The 18,037-nt window shown below is 36.7% G+C and carries 18 protein-coding genes; 12 read left to right on the top strand and 6 right to left on the bottom strand.

The annotated features are described in order from the left end of the window. Positions 1-288: 288 nt before the first annotated feature. Positions 289-1,104 carry an IclR family transcriptional regulator gene (locus tag HX005_RS17625; protein ID WP_107008371.1) on the bottom strand — a complete coding sequence of 272 codons (816 nt, stop codon included), beginning with the start codon at positions 1,102-1,104 and terminating at the stop codon, positions 289-291. Between the two features lie 561 nt (positions 1,105-1,665). Between HX005_RS17625 and HX005_RS17620 the strand changes: the two genes are divergently transcribed. From HX005_RS17620 to HX005_RS17610, 3 genes are read left to right on the top strand one after another with little or no spacing between them, the layout of a single operon-like run. Further along, positions 1,666-3,759 carry an FUSC family protein gene (locus HX005_RS17620; protein WP_286378342.1) on the top strand — a complete coding sequence of 698 codons (2,094 nt, stop codon included), beginning with the start codon at positions 1,666-1,668 and terminating at the stop codon, positions 3,757-3,759. A gap of 2 nt (positions 3,760-3,761) precedes the next feature. Continuing rightward, the gene (locus HX005_RS17615; RefSeq protein ID WP_107008369.1) at positions 3,762-3,968 is read left to right on the top strand and encodes a DUF1656 domain-containing protein; all 207 of its coding nucleotides are present in this window, start codon (positions 3,762-3,764) and stop codon (positions 3,966-3,968) included. A 30-nt stretch (positions 3,969-3,998) separates the two neighbouring features. After that, a complete protein-coding gene (locus HX005_RS17610) occupies positions 3,999-5,006 on the top strand; it encodes an HlyD family secretion protein (RefSeq protein ID WP_286378341.1) in 1,008 nt (335 codons plus the stop codon). A 119-nt stretch (positions 5,007-5,125) separates the two neighbouring features. Here HX005_RS17610 and HX005_RS17605 read toward each other — a convergent pair whose 3' ends face one another. Beyond that, positions 5,126-6,406: an OprD family outer membrane porin gene (locus tag HX005_RS17605; RefSeq protein WP_107008367.1), complete on the bottom strand. Its 1,281-nt coding sequence runs from the start codon at positions 6,404-6,406 to the stop codon at positions 5,126-5,128. 246 nt (positions 6,407-6,652) lie between these two features. On the opposite strand from HX005_RS17605, the gene HX005_RS17600 reads away from it, so the two are divergent. Beyond that, positions 6,653-7,423 (top strand): TorF family putative porin, encoded by a 771-nt coding sequence (locus HX005_RS17600; protein WP_286378340.1) that lies wholly within the window; start codon positions 6,653-6,655, stop codon positions 7,421-7,423. 420 nt (positions 7,424-7,843) lie between these two features. Next, positions 7,844-8,614: a TorF family putative porin gene (locus tag HX005_RS17595; RefSeq protein ID WP_286378339.1), complete on the top strand. Its 771-nt coding sequence runs from the start codon at positions 7,844-7,846 to the stop codon at positions 8,612-8,614. Positions 8,615-8,707: 93 nt separating this feature from the next. Here the strand turns inward: HX005_RS17595 and HX005_RS17590 are convergent, their stop codons facing one another. After that, the gene (locus HX005_RS17590; RefSeq protein ID WP_286378338.1) at positions 8,708-10,195 is read right to left on the bottom strand and encodes a YifB family Mg chelatase-like AAA ATPase; all 1,488 of its coding nucleotides are present in this window, start codon (positions 10,193-10,195) and stop codon (positions 8,708-8,710) included. 77 nt (positions 10,196-10,272) lie between these two features. Further along, entirely contained in the window at positions 10,273-10,494 is a 222-nt protein-coding gene (locus HX005_RS17585) for an accessory factor UbiK family protein (RefSeq protein WP_286378337.1), read from the bottom strand. A gap of 273 nt (positions 10,495-10,767) precedes the next feature. Here HX005_RS17585 and glnK point away from each other — a divergent pair, with 273 nt between their 5' ends. The 7 genes from glnK to HX005_RS17550 all read left to right on the top strand — a co-directional run bounded on the left by glnK (position 10,768) and on the right by HX005_RS17550 (position 16,984). Beyond that, positions 10,768-11,106 carry a P-II family nitrogen regulator gene (gene glnK, locus HX005_RS17580; protein WP_005094485.1) on the top strand — a complete coding sequence of 113 codons (339 nt, stop codon included), beginning with the start codon at positions 10,768-10,770 and terminating at the stop codon, positions 11,104-11,106. A 59-nt stretch (positions 11,107-11,165) separates the two neighbouring features. Continuing rightward, on the top strand, positions 11,166-12,560 hold the full coding sequence (locus HX005_RS17575; protein ID WP_286378336.1) for an ammonium transporter: 1,395 nt from the start codon (positions 11,166-11,168) through the stop codon (positions 12,558-12,560). A gap of 137 nt (positions 12,561-12,697) precedes the next feature. Continuing rightward, positions 12,698-13,168, top strand: a complete 471-nt coding sequence (nrdR, locus tag HX005_RS17570; protein WP_107008544.1) for a transcriptional regulator NrdR — start codon at positions 12,698-12,700, stop codon at positions 13,166-13,168. Between the two features lie 21 nt (positions 13,169-13,189). Continuing rightward, on the top strand, positions 13,190-14,284 hold the full coding sequence (ribD, locus tag HX005_RS17565; RefSeq protein WP_286378335.1) for a bifunctional diaminohydroxyphosphoribosylaminopyrimidine deaminase/5-amino-6-(5-phosphoribosylamino)uracil reductase RibD: 1,095 nt from the start codon (positions 13,190-13,192) through the stop codon (positions 14,282-14,284). Further along, complete coding sequence (locus HX005_RS17560) at positions 14,281-15,579, top strand: DNA adenine methylase (RefSeq protein ID WP_286378334.1); 1,299 nt, start codon at positions 14,281-14,283, stop codon at positions 15,577-15,579. Before ribD ends, HX005_RS17560 begins: the two co-directional genes overlap by 4 nt. An 86-nt stretch (positions 15,580-15,665) precedes the next feature. Further along, on the top strand, positions 15,666-16,325 hold the full coding sequence (locus HX005_RS17555; RefSeq protein WP_107008541.1) for a riboflavin synthase: 660 nt from the start codon (positions 15,666-15,668) through the stop codon (positions 16,323-16,325). A 113-nt stretch (positions 16,326-16,438) separates the two neighbouring features. Beyond that, positions 16,439-16,984: a VTT domain-containing protein gene (locus HX005_RS17550; RefSeq protein ID WP_286378333.1), complete on the top strand. Its 546-nt coding sequence runs from the start codon at positions 16,439-16,441 to the stop codon at positions 16,982-16,984. Between the two features lie 65 nt (positions 16,985-17,049). Here the strand turns inward: HX005_RS17550 and HX005_RS17545 are convergent, their stop codons facing one another. Further along, positions 17,050-17,268 (bottom strand): hypothetical protein, encoded by a 219-nt coding sequence (locus HX005_RS17545; protein WP_286378332.1) that lies wholly within the window; start codon positions 17,266-17,268, stop codon positions 17,050-17,052. A gap of 136 nt (positions 17,269-17,404) precedes the next feature. Continuing rightward, the gene (gene blhA, locus HX005_RS17540; RefSeq protein ID WP_107008538.1) at positions 17,405-18,028 is read right to left on the bottom strand and encodes a cell division protein BlhA; all 624 of its coding nucleotides are present in this window, start codon (positions 18,026-18,028) and stop codon (positions 17,405-17,407) included. Positions 18,029-18,037 lie beyond the last annotated feature (9 nt).

Raw genomic sequence — 18,037 nt, 5'->3', positions numbered from 1 at the left:
TATTGATGTTTATAACATCATTTGAGGAGCAGAATATCACTTATAGGAGTTGTTCAAATTTACGGATCCATCTCTTTTTCATGTTTTTAAATGTCAATTTTTGCAAAGTGAGCAGGCAATAAAAAACCGACATATGATATATCGGTTTTCTACTCTCTGAGGAAGTATTGTTTTCGCAAAAGCAATACTTAAATATCATTTGTGCTGAAGAACATAATCATATTATGAGAAAAAGTTTAAATTTACAATGATGGAAATTGTAAAATTTCTTTAAATTATCATGTTGCCTTAGATGTGAATTGGAAATAATTTAGGGCTTGGGTTTAGCTCAGACAATTGGTCATTTTCAGACAGCGCCTGATAACGCTTTTCAATTTGTGAAGCAGAATCTTGTAATGTTTCAATCAATTTTTGCAAATTTAAATACTCAAAACGATTTTTTGATGCCAAAACAGTGAGGGCTAATGGTGCTTCTTTATTTGAAAACTTAATTGGAATGGAAAGACCAGAAACGTTCGGATCAAGCTCACCCTGAGAGAAATAGTGACCTTGTTTTTTGATTTTTTTCATTCTTTGAATGAAATTTTCTTCACTTTCAGCAAAACCGACTTGTGCAAGCTCATTTTGAAAACGGGTATAGTAATTTTGCAGATTTTGTTTAGAAAGATGTGCCATGATCACTTTAGGCGATGAACCCATATACACAGGACGAGGACAACCACGTCCATAAGTTAATAAAGTCTCATCACGATAAACTTCATGATGAAGATCAATACAATAATGATCATTCAGTTGGGTGAGTAGACAGCAAAGTTCTGTACGCTCAGAAATCTCTTGCATAAAGGGTTTGCTGATTTGCACCAATGGATCTGTTGTTCTTGAAATATAATCCATGACTGCAATTTTAGGTCCAAGTGTGTAATCACCTGAAGTCCCACTTAAACGTTGTAAAATATCTGCTGAAACCAATTCTTTAAGATATCTATAACTTGTTGGTTTTGATAGGTTTAGTTCTTCGCAAATGACATCAACATTAATCACTGGGCGTGACACCGAAAATAAATCTAATACGGTGAGAATTTTACCAAAACTAGAAAGCGCCATTGATTACCTACTTAGTAACTGTAAATCAAAAAATAAATTTTATAATGTTACTTTATAACAAAAAATTATCAAAAAAAAAGGAATTTCATCATAAATCGAATCAATTCAGATATTCTGAGAAAATTCTCTAGGATTTGAGCTATTTCTTATGGATTTTTAAAGAGAAAATAGCAAAAAAATAATATTCACTTATTTTTATTTCTGCCTGAGAAAAAATAGATTATTCTCACTAAAATATAAAATAATTCATTTGTATTATCAATATAAGATATTTTTGTTGACTAAGTCTATTTTTTTTGAAAAAATTAACAGATTAAATATCTAATGATGAATTTTTGAGCTTTTATTTAATCTCACTCAGCATCATGTTTTGCCATTTATATCTCTAAGTTGGAATAAAACAGTATTTTTATCTGATTTTATTTTCTCTTTTCAGTGTTTTAACATTCTCTAAATAAATGCGCTATTTACTTTAGGTCAAATGGCGAGTTTTTTGGTCGTTTCAAAATGTGCAGCAAGATATTTCTCAATTTTTTGATTCCAATGAAATAGAGATCATTCATGTTATTGACTAAACAGCTTTTAGCATTTCGACCCAATAAGTTGGATTGGATCTTTGCGATAAAGACTTTTATTGCAGGTATGCTGGCGCTGTTTATCGCATTTGAATTGAATTTAAGTTATCCCATTTGGGCAATTGGGACTGTCTTTGTGATCGCAAATCCCTACTCAGGTATGGTGGCTTCAAAAAGTCTATATCGTTTACTGGGTACAACTTTTGGAGCAATTTTTGCAGTCGCAGTGACTCCTTATTTGATTAATACACCGTGGCTTTTTATTTTTGTCTTGGCGTGTTGGTTGGGTATTTGTCTTTATCTGTCTTTATTAGATCGGACACCGCGCAGTTATGTGGTGATGTTGGCTGGTTATACGGCTGTTATTATTTGTTTTAATAGCATTTATTATATCGACAAGATTTCTATTTTTGATATGGCGCTTGGGCGGTTTTTAGAAATCTCGATAGGTGTAATTTGTAGTGCAGTGGTAACAAGTACGATTTTACCTATGCATATTGGTCCTGTGGTTGAAAATCGTGTGGTGAAAACCATGACCGATACGCAAAAATTGTTTGATCTTATTTTGTCTCATCCTGATCCACAGCAAAAAAACTATACAAAATTATTGGCAGAAATTGCACGAGATACTTCAGATATTCATACCATGCTTGTGCATTTAAACTATGAAAAATCAAAGCTTAAAAGCATGACTAAGCCTTTGCAAGAATTATTGCATCAAGTGACTATGTTGGTTGCAAACTTGGTGGCAATGTCAGAGCGTCTGAAACAATTAGATCAAATTGACCTTCACTATAGAGCTGCTTTGCAAGATTTACATACAGAGGTTGACGCATTTTTAGATGATCAACATCAAATTTTAGAATCTGAATTAAATCATTTGCCGAGTGATTTTGAGCAAAAATTTGAATTGATTTTGAAACAAGCACAGCCCACACAATATGTCATATTAGGAAGTTTAAAAATGGATATCCGACATTTTATTCAAAATGCTCGTGCTGTCCGTTTGATTTGGCAAAGAATGCAACAAGGTGATACCACTTTACCTGAAACGATTGTGCCATTAACAACATCTTATCCAAGTTTACATCGTGATTATGGTGTGGCAGTTCGTGGTGGTTTATCTGCTTTTTTAACGATTATTGTTGCTTCAAGTATTTGGATTTTGAGTGGGTGGACATCAGGTTTTATGATGGCTCAAATGGCAGCCATTAGTGCATGTATTTTGACCGCACTTGATAATCCTGTACCTGCATTAAAAATTTTTATTCGTGCTAGTTTTTATGCTGCGATTATTGTTTTTATTTATGCATATGGCATTTTTCCACATGTACATTCATTTATAGAACTCATGATTGTACTCGCACCTTTTTTAATTTTTTGCCTCATGCTGTACTTGCATCCTCCGCTAAATGGTTTAGGGCTACCGCTGATTATGGCAGGTGTCATGGGGATGAATATTCAAAATCGTTACTTTTTAGATCAAGTGGCTTTTTTTGACTTTTCGATAGGCACGATTATTGGACCTATTATTTCTGTGTATATCGTACATTTGGTTCGTGCAATGTCGCCTGATATGACAGCACAACGTATTTTGTCTTTACATTATCAGGCAATGAAAAAAGCGGTACGTATGAATTATGGTGCAAACTTTCGTATTCATTTAAGAAGTATGTTAGACCGTATTGGTGTACTCAATACAAAGCAAGTACTGTCAGAACAGTTAATACATGAGATGAATGCGGCGCTGATTGAGTCAAGTGCAGTGATTGATTTTACTCGACTACAAGAGTTGGCAGAAAAATTACCAAAAAATTCGCCACTGATTGCTCAAATTGCACAATTACAAACGTATTTAGAGTTATGGCTAGGCGAAAAAGAAAAACAACAAGTCACTACAACTTTAGACCAAGTTTTGCTGAAACTAAAAGAAATTCAAGTTGATGCAGAAAGTATTGAAGATCGAGATATACGTCATCGTTTATGGATTTCTGTAAATAATATTCGGCATAGTATTTGCCATCAAGATGAGCAAAGTGCAGCAGATCATACACTCGAACATGCCAGTATTGGAGTTTAAAAATGGGTGAATTTAATCTTTATGGTGTTTATGTTCCCACTTTTTTAGTACAGGCAATTTTAGCGTATTTGCTATTAAAAATAGTCAATTTAGTCACTGATCGTTGGGCGACGCAAGGCTGGATTGCATTACCGAGTATTTTTAATTTGTGTATATACGTGTTGTTGCTGTGGGGAGTGCATCATCTTTTTACGATGTATTTGGATTAATGTGGAATTTGATGATTAGGTCAGGTAAAAATGAACAGCTTTGATATGCGTAAAGTGATACGTCCTCTAGGTTTATTGACAGTTGCAATACTGGCAATCATATGTGTTTTACATTTATGGAATTACTATAATGCTGAGCCGTGGACACGTGATGGACGCGTTCGTGGTGATGTTATACAAGTTTCTTCAGACATTTCTGGCTTGGTGACAGAAGTTTTGGTACAAGACAACCAGACAGTCAAAAAAGGGCAAGTGTTATTTAAAATTGATCTTGCACGACAAACTTTAGATGTTGAGCAAGCCAAATCAGATTTAGCCAAAGCAAACTCAGGTTTAGCAGAAGCAGAAGCAGGTCTTGCTCAAGCCCAAGCCAACCTCATCAAATCACAAGCGAATATTCAACTGGCAGATAAAAATGCACAGCGATATGCAGACTTAATGAATGGTGCAATTTCTAAACAAGAACAAGATCAAATGTTTGCAGCACGAGATCAGTCACATGCTGAACATCAACAACTGCAAGCTGCTATTCAACAGTCAGAAGCCAATATTAAACAACAAAAAGCTTTAATCGAAGCTGCAACCAGTAGTTTTCATTTAGCTGAGTTAAATATGCATCGTGCTGAAGTTGTTGCACCAGCCGATGGGACATTATCTAATTTTGACATGCGCGTAGGAAATTATGTCAAAGTTGGTCAAGCTGTTGCTGCTTTATTGGATAGAAAACAATTGTATGTTGTTGGATACTTTGAAGAAACTAAACTGAATAAAATTCATTTAGGTGATGCAGCGACTATACAATTAATGGGCGATTCTGAAAAAATCAAAGGGCATGTACAGGGCATTGCATCTGGGATTGAAGATCGTGAGCGCACTACATCTTCAGGTTTATTGGCAAATGTGAACCCTACTTTTAGTTGGGTGCGTTTAGCGCAGCGCGTACCTGTAAAAATTGTGTTAGATGAGTTACCAAAAAATAAATTAGCCTTTGTTGCTGGACGTACTGCAACGATTCATATTTTAGAGCGTGCGCATTAATCAGTTGATAAATCTATCTGTTCAAGTCAAACGATGAGCTATTTGTTTGACAGAACATAAAAAAACCTGCATCGAAATGCAGGTTTTAAAATGTTTCTATATCTTAAATATTTGAAGAATTAGAATAATTTAACTGGAATGTCGAGGAATACACGCCATTCATTGGTATCACCAATATACGCATTGGTTTGGTAGTCATCACTTGCACGATAATATGAATGACGTAGACGTAAACTTGCATCTTTAGCAAAACCATTTTGAACGGTATATTTTACTTGGTTAAAGAATTCACGTTCTTGCGCATCATCAGTAAGACCCGCAACTTTAATATCCCAACCATAAACAAATGCTGTCGTCCAGTTAAGTCCTGCTACACCATAATTGCTAAAGTCTAAGTTATATTGAAGTTGCGCTGATTTTTCATGATTTCCAATAAAATCAGACAAATATGAGTTTGGTAAATAGATACTTTGGAAACCATCGGCATTTGTGTTGTAGTCATAACCTGTATTGCCTGTATTTTGTTGGTAAGCCAACATAACACTATGAGCGCCTTGGTTATATGTACCTGATAATGCCCAAATATTATTGCTACGACCTTCTATATTTTCATTGCCAATAGTAGAAGAATACGTTGCTGCATCTTTGTCCCATTCAGTATGATAACCACTAAAGTCCAACGTCAAAGAGCTTTTATCTGCAAGTGGAAGTTTGTAGTTCGCATTTACATAATGGCGTTCTAAAGCATTTTTAGAATCTAAGCCATAATATGAAGCATTGAGTTGATCATCAAACTTATATTTTGCACCCCAAACGATGGCATTATCTAAGTGATTTCCATCAGTAGAAATTTGGTCTGACATTTGGTTTTTAGTAAATTTACCCGCAGTTAGTTCTAAATTTTTAATTTCACGGCTTGTGATTAATGTACCTTCAAAATACTCAGGAACCATACGACCTGTATTACTTGCAAGAACAGGTAAATCTAAAACTTGTGTACCATAACGCACAGTGGTATTAGAAAAACGAGCTTTTACATTTGCTCCACCACGCGCCCAATGATCATAAGCAGAACCATCGTTATGTTTCGGGATCATATTGTTGCCAGCATGATTATTTGAACCCAATTTGATTGAGCCATCGCCTACGGCACCAACACCAAAACCGACGATCCCTTGAGTAAAGCCAGAGTCTACATTGACAATTGCAGATTGGGCATAAGAGCTTTGGTCTTCAACGCCATTTTTTTTATCACGATGTATAAAGCCTGTGCGAAATAGAACAGATGCATCAGCGTCTTCTACAAATCCTTTTGCTTCACTTTGTTCACTTGCATAAGCTGTAGAGATCAGCGCAGCTTGTATTAGGACAACTAAGGTCATTTTTTTTTGGGTTAGCATTAAGGCTGCCTCTTGAATGTTGCTTTTCAATATATTTAAAATAAGTGAATTGTATAATTAAATTACAGAAAAACTAGTATTTGTAACAATTTTATTTTCTAACTTTAGCTTTTTAACAGATATTGTTGTTTGAGTTTAGTGAAATAATACTTAAGTTCTAGTATAAAAATGATTGAATAATTTACCAAAAGTTTAAAAAAACAGTAAAATTCTTCGCTTAAATTTTCCCTCTATATGTGTTGAAAAATGATAGCATTTTCATTTAAAAAATTAATGATGACATTATGTGTTGTAGTGCCATCAAGTGCGCTCTATGCAGCACAAGCCCCAATAACAACTTCAAATGGGGTCTGGTCAGGAAATATTGCTGCTGTATCTCAATATATTTATCGTGGTGGCGTGGAAAATGACAAAGTTGCTATACAAACAGGTTTGGAATATGCCCATAAAAGTGGAATGAGCGTGGGCTATTGGGGTTCAACATTAGATTATGATGCTACAGATGAAAAACGTAATCATGGTTTTGAACATGATTTTTATGTGGCGTATGGTAATGAGATTAATCCAGATTTAAGCTACAACCTACAAGCAACCGCTTATGTATATCATCATGGCGGTACTATTTATGCTGATGAAAATAAAAGAAAAACCACAGCATTTGATGTGCTTGGTGAGTTAGCTTATAAAGAAGTCACTTTTGCTGCATCTGTTTTACTGGCTGATGCTTCATTTGGTAATGCAGGTGATGTCTATTTGAGTGCGGCTTATAATCATCCATTGCCTCAAAACTTTATTTTAAATGCTTCAGTCGGTGGTTCTGCTTATAACGGTAGCCGTGACGATGAACTAATTCAGACCACCCAAGATTTTGCATTTAATGAAGCACGTATAGGCTTAAGCAAAAGTATTGCAGAAACGGGTATTGTTGCTTCACTTGATTATGTCATGGGTGGCGAAGACCGTTTAGGTGAAGATTTTGATAATCATGTGGTTTTTGGTTTAGATTACCACTTTTAAAGCATCACTGTTTTAAGGGTAAACTTGAAAATGAGAAAGTGCATTTGGATATAAAATGCACTTTTTTTGTGCATGGGAAAAATGTATAAAAAATAAGTGATCAAAAAAGAATCATAAAATAAATGCAATGATATAGTGGCTGATGTAATCAAAGAGACCAAGCAATTTGTGAATAAATGAAACAAATATGACAATAAATCAACTATAACAAAGCATATTATCTTTTTTAGTGATGTTTAAAAACTTAATGTAGAAAAATAATTTTTATATAAAAACTAAATAAAAAACAAAGTGATATTATTTTTTAAGATGATTTTTTTAATCTTTTTTTTAAGTTTGGCATAGCAATTGCTAAATACCTAAGGAGTTTGACCAATTTAAACCAAGAATAAACATCCGAGCGATGGGGGAGCATTGAACATGCAAATTATCACTAAACTTTTAGCATTTGGCATCTTGGCTTCAACCGCAACAGTCAGCATGGCTGAAGAAAATTCACTTTCAAATCTAGGCTTAACTTTTTCAGGCAGTGCAGCATTAACCAGTGATTATCGTTTCCGTGGCATCACGCAAACAAGTAATGATCTTGCTGTACAGGCTGGGTTTACTTTGGCACATTCATCAGGTTTTTATGCAGGTGTTTGGGGTTCAAATGTTAATTTTGGTGATGGTGGTCCACATTTAGAACTAGACCCATCGATTGGTTATTCAACAACTTTAGAAAACTTTAGCACGAAACCTGTCATTGATGTTGGGGTGGTTTATTATAACTATCCAAGTTATAGCGACTTAAATTGGGCTGAGCTCTACGGTAAAGTGACTTTAAAAGACACGGTTGTATCGGGAGATAGTTTATTGACCAATATTAACTTTACCAATGACTATGCAGGTGCAGATACCAATAGCTGGAATATTAATTTTGGTTATTCTGTGCCATTTGGTGCTACAGGATTTGGTGGTGTTGCCGCAGTTGGATATACCGTTGTCGATGATGAAGAAAAGTACTCATTTAATGGTGATGATAATTATGTCGATTGGAAACTGGGCGTAAACTATGGCTTTAAATCTGTACAAGGTCTGAGTGCAGAACTTGCAGCCGTTGGTACCAATATTGACACTGATGGCTGGACATCTGCGGCTGAACGTGGTGTTGAAACTGGTGCTGTTTTTACTTTAACTAAAGCATTCTAACCCTATAAAAATAATGCGAAATCATGCATAAAAGATCAAAGGCAACAGTGGTTGCCTTTTTTTGTAATTTAAAAAATAAATAAAAATATATGCTTAAGATTCTTGTTGGCGATAAGACAACGCCTCACTCAGATGAGCACTGTTAATATCCGAACACTGTGCCAGATCGGCAATACTTCTCGCGACACGTAAAATTCGATGATATGCACGTGCGGATAAATTTAAACGTTGCTGAGCCATTGCCAGCATTTTTTGTGATGCTTGATCAAGTCGAGCATAGCTTTCAAGTTGTTGTGGCGACAAATTTTGATTGGTTGCACCTTGTCGATTGATTTGGAAATGATAAGCTTGTAAAACGCGTTCTCGAACGACAGTAGAGTTTTCAGTAACAGCATCATTTTGCAGTTCATGAGCTTTTAATGGTGGTACATCAATGTGTAAATCTATACGGTCTAATAATGGACCAGAAATACGATTTTGATAACGCTTGATGACTTCACTTGAACATTGACAACGACTGTCTTGATTAAATGCATAACCACACGGGCAAGGGTTCATTGCTGCAATGAGTTGAAAATTAGCAGGAAAAGTAATTTGTCGTGACGCACGAGAGATCACAATTTCTCTTGCTTCTAAAGGTTGTCTTAAAACCTCTAAAACTTTTCGGTCAAATTCAGGTAATTCATCTAAAAAAAGCACACCTAAATGTGCCAAAGTAATCTCTCCTGGTTTAGGGTGAGAACCCCCACCCACTAAGGCAATGGCTGAGGCAGTATGATGTGGGGCACGAAATGGACGCTGTCCAAAATGATGTTGTAAATTAGCAATCGAGTAAATACTGGCAACTGCTAAATTTTCCTGATGATTTAGTGGTGGTAAAATACTGGCTAAACGAGAAGCAAGTAAAGTTTTACCTGTACCGGGAGGTCCTCTAAATAAAATAGAATGCCCACCTGCGGCAGCAATTTCTAAGGCTCTGCGTGGTCGTACCTGTCCTTTAACATCTGCTAAATCAAATTTATAGCCTTGTGGTGAAATACTTTGGCAAGTCTCTGTCACTTTAATTTTTTGTGTTTCAGTAAAGTGTTCACAGACTTGCTTTAAATGTGAGGCTGCAAAAACTTCAATATCAGGCAGTTGTGCAGCCTCATCTGCATTTGCAGTAGGTAACATTAAACGATGTTGAGCCTGTTGGCATGCCATTGCAATCGTCAAAGTTCCTGTAACAGGTCTTAAGTGCCCATCTAATGCTAACTCACCCATAAATTCAAACTGATCTATGGCTGTATCTGGAATTTGTCCTGTAGCAATTAAAATACCTAATGCAATTGGTAAATCTAACCGTGAACCATCTTTAGGTAAATCAGCAGGGGCTAAGTTGATGGTTAAGCGTTTGGTCGGAAATTGAAAGCCACTATTAATGATGGCAGAGCGAACACGATCTTTACTTTCTCTCACAGCAGCCTCAGCCAAACCCACAATAGTCAGTGAGGGTAAACCTGCACTAACATGAACTTCGACTTCAATTAAAGGCGCATGTAACCCGAGTAAACCTCGGGTATAAATTTTTGCGAATGACATTTTATTCTTCCAGTTTGCTTTATTTTTAATCGTTTTATTATTTTTATGCACTTATTTTGTGCAAAAAGAAGTCAATCTTACTTTTGAATGAGAGATTCAAGCATTTTAACTTGAGTTTGAAGTTCTGCTAAACGGAGGTTGGCATTTTGTAGTGCAGTTTTTTGACGCTCTAATTCATCTTTAGAAACTAAATCCATTTGATTAACGGCTTCATTGAGGAGGGCACGTAAATTGTGTTCTAAATCTTTTTTAGGTTGATCAACTTGTTCCAAAATCGCTTGTAATAATGTTTCTATCATTGTTTATTCCAAAAAATGAGATATCTACGTAGTTTAACATCGCTTTTAATTTGCCCCTAGTGCTAACTGATTAGCATCGGTTGAATTAATAATAAAATACAAAAAATCAATCACAAATATAAAATTTTTAAAGTGAAAATGATAAGAAAATGTATAAAATAGGGTATAAGGCGATTTCTGCTAAAGTGGATTAATATCCCCAACCATTAAGACATTTTGGCATGAAAATTGAACATAAAACCTTACTGGTAAGAAAAGCCGAAGGAAAACAACATGAAACTCGTAACAGCAATTGTAAAACCATTTAAGTTAGATGATGTGCGTGAAGCATTATCTGAAATCGGTGTTCAAGGAATTACCGTCACAGAAGTGAAAGGTTTTGGACGTCAAAAAGGGCACACTGAACTTTATCGTGGTGCTGAATATGTCGTTGATTTTTTACCAAAAGTGAAAATTGAAATCGCAATCAGTGACGACATGGTTGATTCAGTAATCGAATCAATTACCCGTGTTGCTAGCACTGGTAAAATTGGTGATGGGAAAATTTTTGTCACTAATTTAGAGCAAGTCATTCGTATTCGTACAGGTGAAACAGGTGCGGATGCTGTTTAATTTGGCATGAAGTTTGCTGAGTAACACATAACTCAGAAAAACTTGGTTGGGGGATACGAATGAAAAAAATGCTACTTGCGCTCAGCCTGTCTGGCGCACTCCTTGGTGGATCAGTTGCGTGGGCTGAAGAAAACGTAACTGAACCCACTTCTACAGCAGTGGCTGAACCAAGTTCAAATGCTGCAACAACAACGATATCAACAACGACAGCAGAAATTACACCTGTTGCACCTGTAGAAGCAACCGCAGAACCTACTTTAAATACAGGTGATACTGCTTGGATTTTGGTTTCTACAGCACTTGTTTTACTCATGACTATTCCGGGCTTAGCACTCTTTTATGGTGGTATGGTTCGTAAAAAAAATGTTTTGAGTACAATGGCACATAGTTTAATGGCGGCAGCAATTGTCAGTCTGGTTTGGGTCGTTGTAGGCTATTCATTGGCTTTTAGTGGCGGCAATGCTTTCATTGGGAACTTAGATAAAGCCATGCTTTCAGGCATTACAACTGATGCGTTAAGTGGCTCTATTCCTGAAATTCTTTTTGTTATTTTCCAAATGACTTTTGCAATTATTACCGTGGCAATTATTAGCGGTTCAATTGCAGAACGTATGAAGTTTAGTGCTTATATTGCATTTATTACGGTGTGGGTCATTATTGTGTACGCACCAATTGCCCATTGGGTTTGGGGTGGTGGTTGGTTAATGAATGATGGCGCGCTTGATTTTGCAGGCGGTACTGTGGTTCATATTAACTCAGGTGTTGCAGGTTTAGTGACGGCTTATCTACTGGGTAAACGTATTGGACTGGGCAAAGAGTCTATGGCTCCCCATAACTTGACTTTAACTGTACTTGGTGCAAGTTTGATTTGGGTTGGTTGGTTTGGTTTCAATGGTGGTTCAGCATTAGGTGCAAATGGTTCAGCAGCTTATGCTTTAGTGACAACTCAAGTCGCCGCAGCCGCAGCAGCAATCTCATGGTTATTGGTTGAAAAAATCGTTCGTGGTAAAGCATCTGTTTTAGGTGGTGCATCTGGTGCAGTTGCAGGTCTTGTGGTGATTACACCAGCAGCAGGTTTTGTGACAGTAAGCGGTGCTTTGATCATGGGTTTAATTGGTGGTGTTGTTTGTTTCTGGGGAATTTCAGGACTGAAACGTTTACTCAAAGCAGATGACTCTTTAGACGCATTTGGCTTACATGGCGTTGGTGGTATTGTGGGTGCAATTTTAACCGCAGTTTTTGCCAGTGAATTTATCATGGGCGAAAAAGTCCCTACCAATATGTTGCATCAACTTTGGGTACAAGTTGAGGGTGTTTTAGCAACGATTGTATATTCAGCAGTGATGACATTCATTATCTTAAAAGTCATTGACTTGGTGATTGGAATCCGTGTTGGTACAGATGATGAACGTATGGGACTTGATTTAAGTCAACATGGCGAACGTATTGAATAGTTTAAAAAGTTATACTATATATTGTGTAAAACAGCTCATTTGAGCTGTTTTTTTTCTATATATTGAGGAAAGCTCAACAAAATTCCTATTTTTTGATACACTAAATAAAATTTTAAAATGTGTTCAATTAAACCACTATGCATTGTCCATTTTGCAACGCTGCTGATAGTAAAGTGATCGATTCGCGTTTGGCGGCTGAAGGCTGTCAGATTCGTAGACGTCGTGAATGTATCAAATGTGCAGAACGTTTTACCACTTTCGAAACGTATGAAGTGGTGATGCCGCGTGTTATTAAATCTGATGGTAAAAGTGAACCTTTTGATGAGTTAAAATTACGTCGCTCATTGATGCATGCATTACAAAAGCGTCCAGTAACTCAAGAGCAAATTGAAACGGTACTCAGTGACATTCAACTCAAAATTCGTAGATTGGGTGAGCGTGATGTGCGTTCACGTACGATTGGTGAAATTGTCATGCAGTCTTTATTTTCCTTAGACCATGTTGCTTATGTACGTTTTGCATCGGTTTATCAAGATTTCCAAGATGTCGAAGCTTTTCGCCAACAAATAGAATTGATGCAGCATCGCGATCAAGAAAAATCTGATTGATCAGGCAGACATGAGAAGATTATGAATACAACGGTTGAAGCATTACAACAACATCAATATTGGATGCAAAAAGCGATTGCATTAGCACAACAAGGTCAATATTCAACCCGTCCAAACCCTAATGTAGGTTGTGTCATTGTCAAAGATGGGCAAATGGTCGGAGCAGGCTTTCATCCTCAAGCAGGTCAGCCACATGCTGAAGTTTTCGCTTTACGTCAGGCAGGAGATTTGGCACGAGGTGCAACAGCTTATGTCACCTTAGAGCCTTGTGCACATTATGGACGTACACCACCATGTGCTAAAGGTTTGGTTGAAGCGGGTGTGGCAAAAGTTATTGTGGCTTGTTCAGACCCAAATCCTTTGGTGGCAGGCAAAGGTGTTCAAATTTTAAAAGATGCAGGAATAGAGGTTGAAGTCGGCATTTGTGAGAAAGAAGCTGCTGTTTTAAATCGTGGATTTTTAAAAGCAATGTCTACAGGCATGCCTTATGTACGTTTAAAAGTAGCATCTAGTTTAGATGGGCGTACTGCAATGGCATCAGGTGAGTCCAAATGGATTACGGGCAGTGAGGCACGTCAAGATGTACAACATTGGCGTGCGATTTCTGGGGCAGTGATTACGGGAATTGATACGATTTTGGCAGATGACCCACAAATTAATGTGCGTCATTTACCCGATATTGAAATTGATAGTATTGTTCAGCCTCAACGTATCATTTTAGATCGACAAGGTCGTTTACCTTTGACTGCCCAAATTTTGCAACAACCTGATACTGTGATGGTCATGGGACCATTTCGTGAGGAATTGGCTCAACTGGGTGTGGTACAATTAGAGATTCAATCTTTATTCAATTTATTGAAAACTTTAAAAGATTTTCACATTTATGATGTCATGATTGAGGCAGGCGCGACTTTATCGACTGCTTTTTTACAAGCGCATCTTGTCGATGAAGTCATTAGCTATGTTGCACCGACATTTTTAGGTCAATCTGCACGTGCGATGTTCAATGCTTCTTTTGAGCAGATGGCACAACAACTCCGCTTTAAACTTGAGGATGTCACTCAGTTGGGTCAAGACATTCGCTTAAGATTAATTCCTTTGCAAGAGTCAGTATGAATTCAGAGTCTTCGATATATCACAAACGTCGTCATGCTGCACGTACGACGGATGAATATCTTTTCAATCAGCTCGTCCCTTATTTAGGTAATAAACGCCGATTGTTACATCTGATTTTAGAGGCACTTGAGCAAACAGGAACTTTAAATCAAAAAGGTAAAAGAGCCCCAATTTTTGCTGACTTTTTTGCTGGTAGCGGTGTTGTTTCGCGTTTAGCAAGACAAAATGGTTATCGTGTGATCGCAAATGATTGGGAGCCTTATAGTCATGCACTTAATCATGCAATTTTGGCATGTACTGATGCACCCGCATTTAAAGAGTTAGGTGGCTATCAAAAAGCCATTGATTATTTAAATCGGTTACCTGAAGTGAAAGGCTGGGTGACACATAACTTATGTCCACGCAATGATGAAATTTATGATCCTGCGCGTGATCGTTTGTTCTTTAAACGCCGTAATGGGATGCGTATAGATGCCATTCGCCAACAAATAGCCACTTGGCAAGCACAAGGTGCGATTGATGATGTAGAAATGAGTGCTTTGCTTGCACCTTTGCTTTATTCGGCAAGTTTTGTTAGTAATACCAGTGGTGTATTTAAAAGTTTCCATCATGGTTGGGGGGGTAAAACCCAAACCGCTTTAGAACGGATTGAGTCTTTATTGTGGTTAACGCCAAGCCGTTTTAGTGAAGTAGGTGACAATAAGCAAAAAACACCAATGGCAGAAATGTGGTGTGTAGATGCACAGCATTTGGCAAATCAAATGAGTGGCTTTGAGGTGGATGTTGCATATTTAGATCCACCTTATAACCAACATGCTTATAGTAGTAATTATCATGTGTTAAATTCTTTAACATTATGGGATCAGGTCGATTTACCTACACCAGATACCAAAGGTTTTAAGAGTGGTATTGACCGTGCTTGGCGTAAAGAACGTCCAAGTCAGTATAATTCTTCAAAGCATGCACAAGACGCATATGAAAAATTATTATCTACGATTAATGCACGCTATATTTTAACCAGTTATTCAACTGATGGTAATATCGAAGCCAAAGACTTACTCAAAGCCAATTTGGCACGAGGAAAGGTGACATTACTGACCCAAGATGTACCGCGTTATCGGGTGAGTAAGCAGCGCCAGTCAGAACGCGCACGTGTGTTAGAATTTATTGTAATTACAGATACACACGCAAAATCTGGTCCACCATTACGTCAATTGTTAAGTCAGCTTTATCATTTTGCTGAATTAGGTGGTGTCGATACATCAGGTGTTAGTACTCAGTTAGCACTTTGGTAAATTTCTACTTTTAACAAGTCGGAAAATACATAGTGTGAAACGCGATAGATTAAAAACTTAATGATGAAAAGTTTAGGGTAGTATTTATGTTCACAGGCATTATTGAAAGTTTAGGAAAAGTAGAAAGTCTGCAAAATGTAGGTGGTGATGTACGTTTACGTATTCATACTGACTTAGATATGTCTGATGTTCATTTAGGTGATTCTATCGCGACCAATGGAATTTGCTTAACTGTGATTGATTGGGGCGAAAATTGGTATGCTGCGGATGTTTCGCGTGAAAGCCTAAATCGTTCAACCTTAGCCCAGTGGAAAGTTGGGCAAGCTGTAAATGTTGAAAAGGCGATGCTACCAACAACACGTTTTGGGGGGCATATCGTCAGTGGTCATGTGGATGTTGTTGGTGAAATTACAGTGGTGCGTTCAGATGCACGTTCATTGTATTTTGAAGTGACCACACCTGTTGAAATTGCAAAATATTTAGCTGAAAAAGGTTCAATTACTGTAGATGGAATTAGCCTAACCATTAATCATTTACGTGGTAATATTTTGAGCCTTAACCTTATTCCACATACAGCAGAACGTACCAACATTGGGACATGGAAAGTCGGTACTAAAGTGAACTTAGAAGTAGATGTTTTAGCACGTTATATTGAACGTTTATTGTTAGGCGATAAAGCTGCTGAAGTAAAAACTGAATCAAAATTGAGCATGGAGTTTTTGGCTCAAAATGGCTTTTTAAAATAATCAAATACGCCCTCATAAATCAGAAGTCTAATTTATTTTAGGCTTTTTTTTTATTTACATCGTGAAACTAGACGAATATATTGCAATTACTTTATTGAGAAGAGAATTGAGTATTGCTTGATTTTTTAATGCATATAGAACAATTATTGCCTGTATTGCTTGATCAATATGGTTTGTGGATTTACGCCATTTTGTTCCTGATTATTTTTGCAGAAACAGGCTCCGTATTTATGTTTTTTTTGCCGGGAGACAGTTTACTGATCGCCATAGGTGCTTTGTGTTCAACAGCAGAAGCTGTGCATTTAAGTTATATGGGGGTTTTGTTGATTATTGCTTCAATTCTTGGCTATATCGTCAATTACTATACAGGTAAAGCATTAGGTTTTCGTTTTTTTAAAAAGCACCCTAAAATTTTTAAACCTGAATATATAGAAAAAACCAATCAATATTTTTTAAAACATGGTGGAAAAACCATCATGATGGCACGTTTTATTCCCTTTGTTCGTTCATTTGCACCGTTTGCCGCAGGTGCGGGGCATATGAAAATGAGTAATTTTATGTTTTATAACGTGGTTGGTGGTTTTATTTGGATTGGACTATTATTGGGGATAGGTTATGGTGCAGGTAATCTAATTTCCTATACTGTTGATTTATTTTAATTATTTATTATATAAAATGAGAAAAATAGCCAAGCTCAAATTTGTATTGAACTTGGTTAAAATCATTAATGTTTGGTGATGGTGAGTGTTGTTTGTTCAAACCAAGAGTTTTTTGCTTGGATTTGATCAATTGAAAAAATACCTTTTTGAGATTCACGTACTAAATATACAGAGATCGAATGAAAATCTGCGCGGCTAATCAGTAAGTCTTGAGCAGAAACAGTCCATTTCTCACCTGAACTGAGTACCGCAATTTGCTTCGAGATTTGGTTGAGCATGTCCATATTCTTTTCCTCGTTATTCAGTTTTGAGATATTCAAAAACTGTTTTTATCGTAAAGAGATTTAAAACATGACTATGATGTGACATTAATATGTCAATTTAGTGACATTGAAAATAAAAATAATGAACATGCGATGTTTAAACTTGATCTGAAAAATGAGTATTTTTTAAAATATACGCAATTTCTTCATCTGAAGCTGCTTTTAACTTTGCTCTAAAGTCGTTGACGGCTTGTTCGATAAAGGTTTCAGCTTCTAGTTCCAAACGTAAGCGCACACTTTCAAGTTCAGACATCATCTCTTGATCAGCGACTTTAAAATGATTATTGGCATAATCAGTTGCAGGTGTTTTTGGGTTTTCAGTATAACGTTCAGTATATAGCTCTGTTTCAATTTGAATTTGTTCTTGAATTGAAGCAAGTGTTTGAATTTGTTGTTGTGTTTGTTTTAGTTCATCTTGAATTAATTGTTGATTATATTGCTCTTGTTGCGCACGTTTTTCAGCTAAAGATTGCTCTAAAGCCAATTGCTTACGAATACGTGCTTCTTCGATCAGTTGTGCTTTGAGGTCAGCATAGGCTTGTTCAACTTTAAGCTGAGCGACTTGCATCGCACGTTTATCATTGTCCATCCATGCTTGAATTGGGGACTCAGGAGTGAGTAAATCACAGACACGACTGAGGTCATCTAAATACGTTTGGCGCACGACTTCAGGGGTATCTAGCCAACGTTTTTTAAAATCTTGACCAACATTTAATGCCACAACGCATCT

It is taken from the genome of Acinetobacter sp. R933-2, assembly GCF_030325485.1.
Classification (GTDB): domain Bacteria; phylum Pseudomonadota; class Gammaproteobacteria; order Pseudomonadales; family Moraxellaceae; genus Acinetobacter; species Acinetobacter sichuanensis.
The sequence above is the reverse complement of the archived record's forward strand: the minus strand, read 5'-3'. Positions and strand labels throughout refer to the sequence as shown.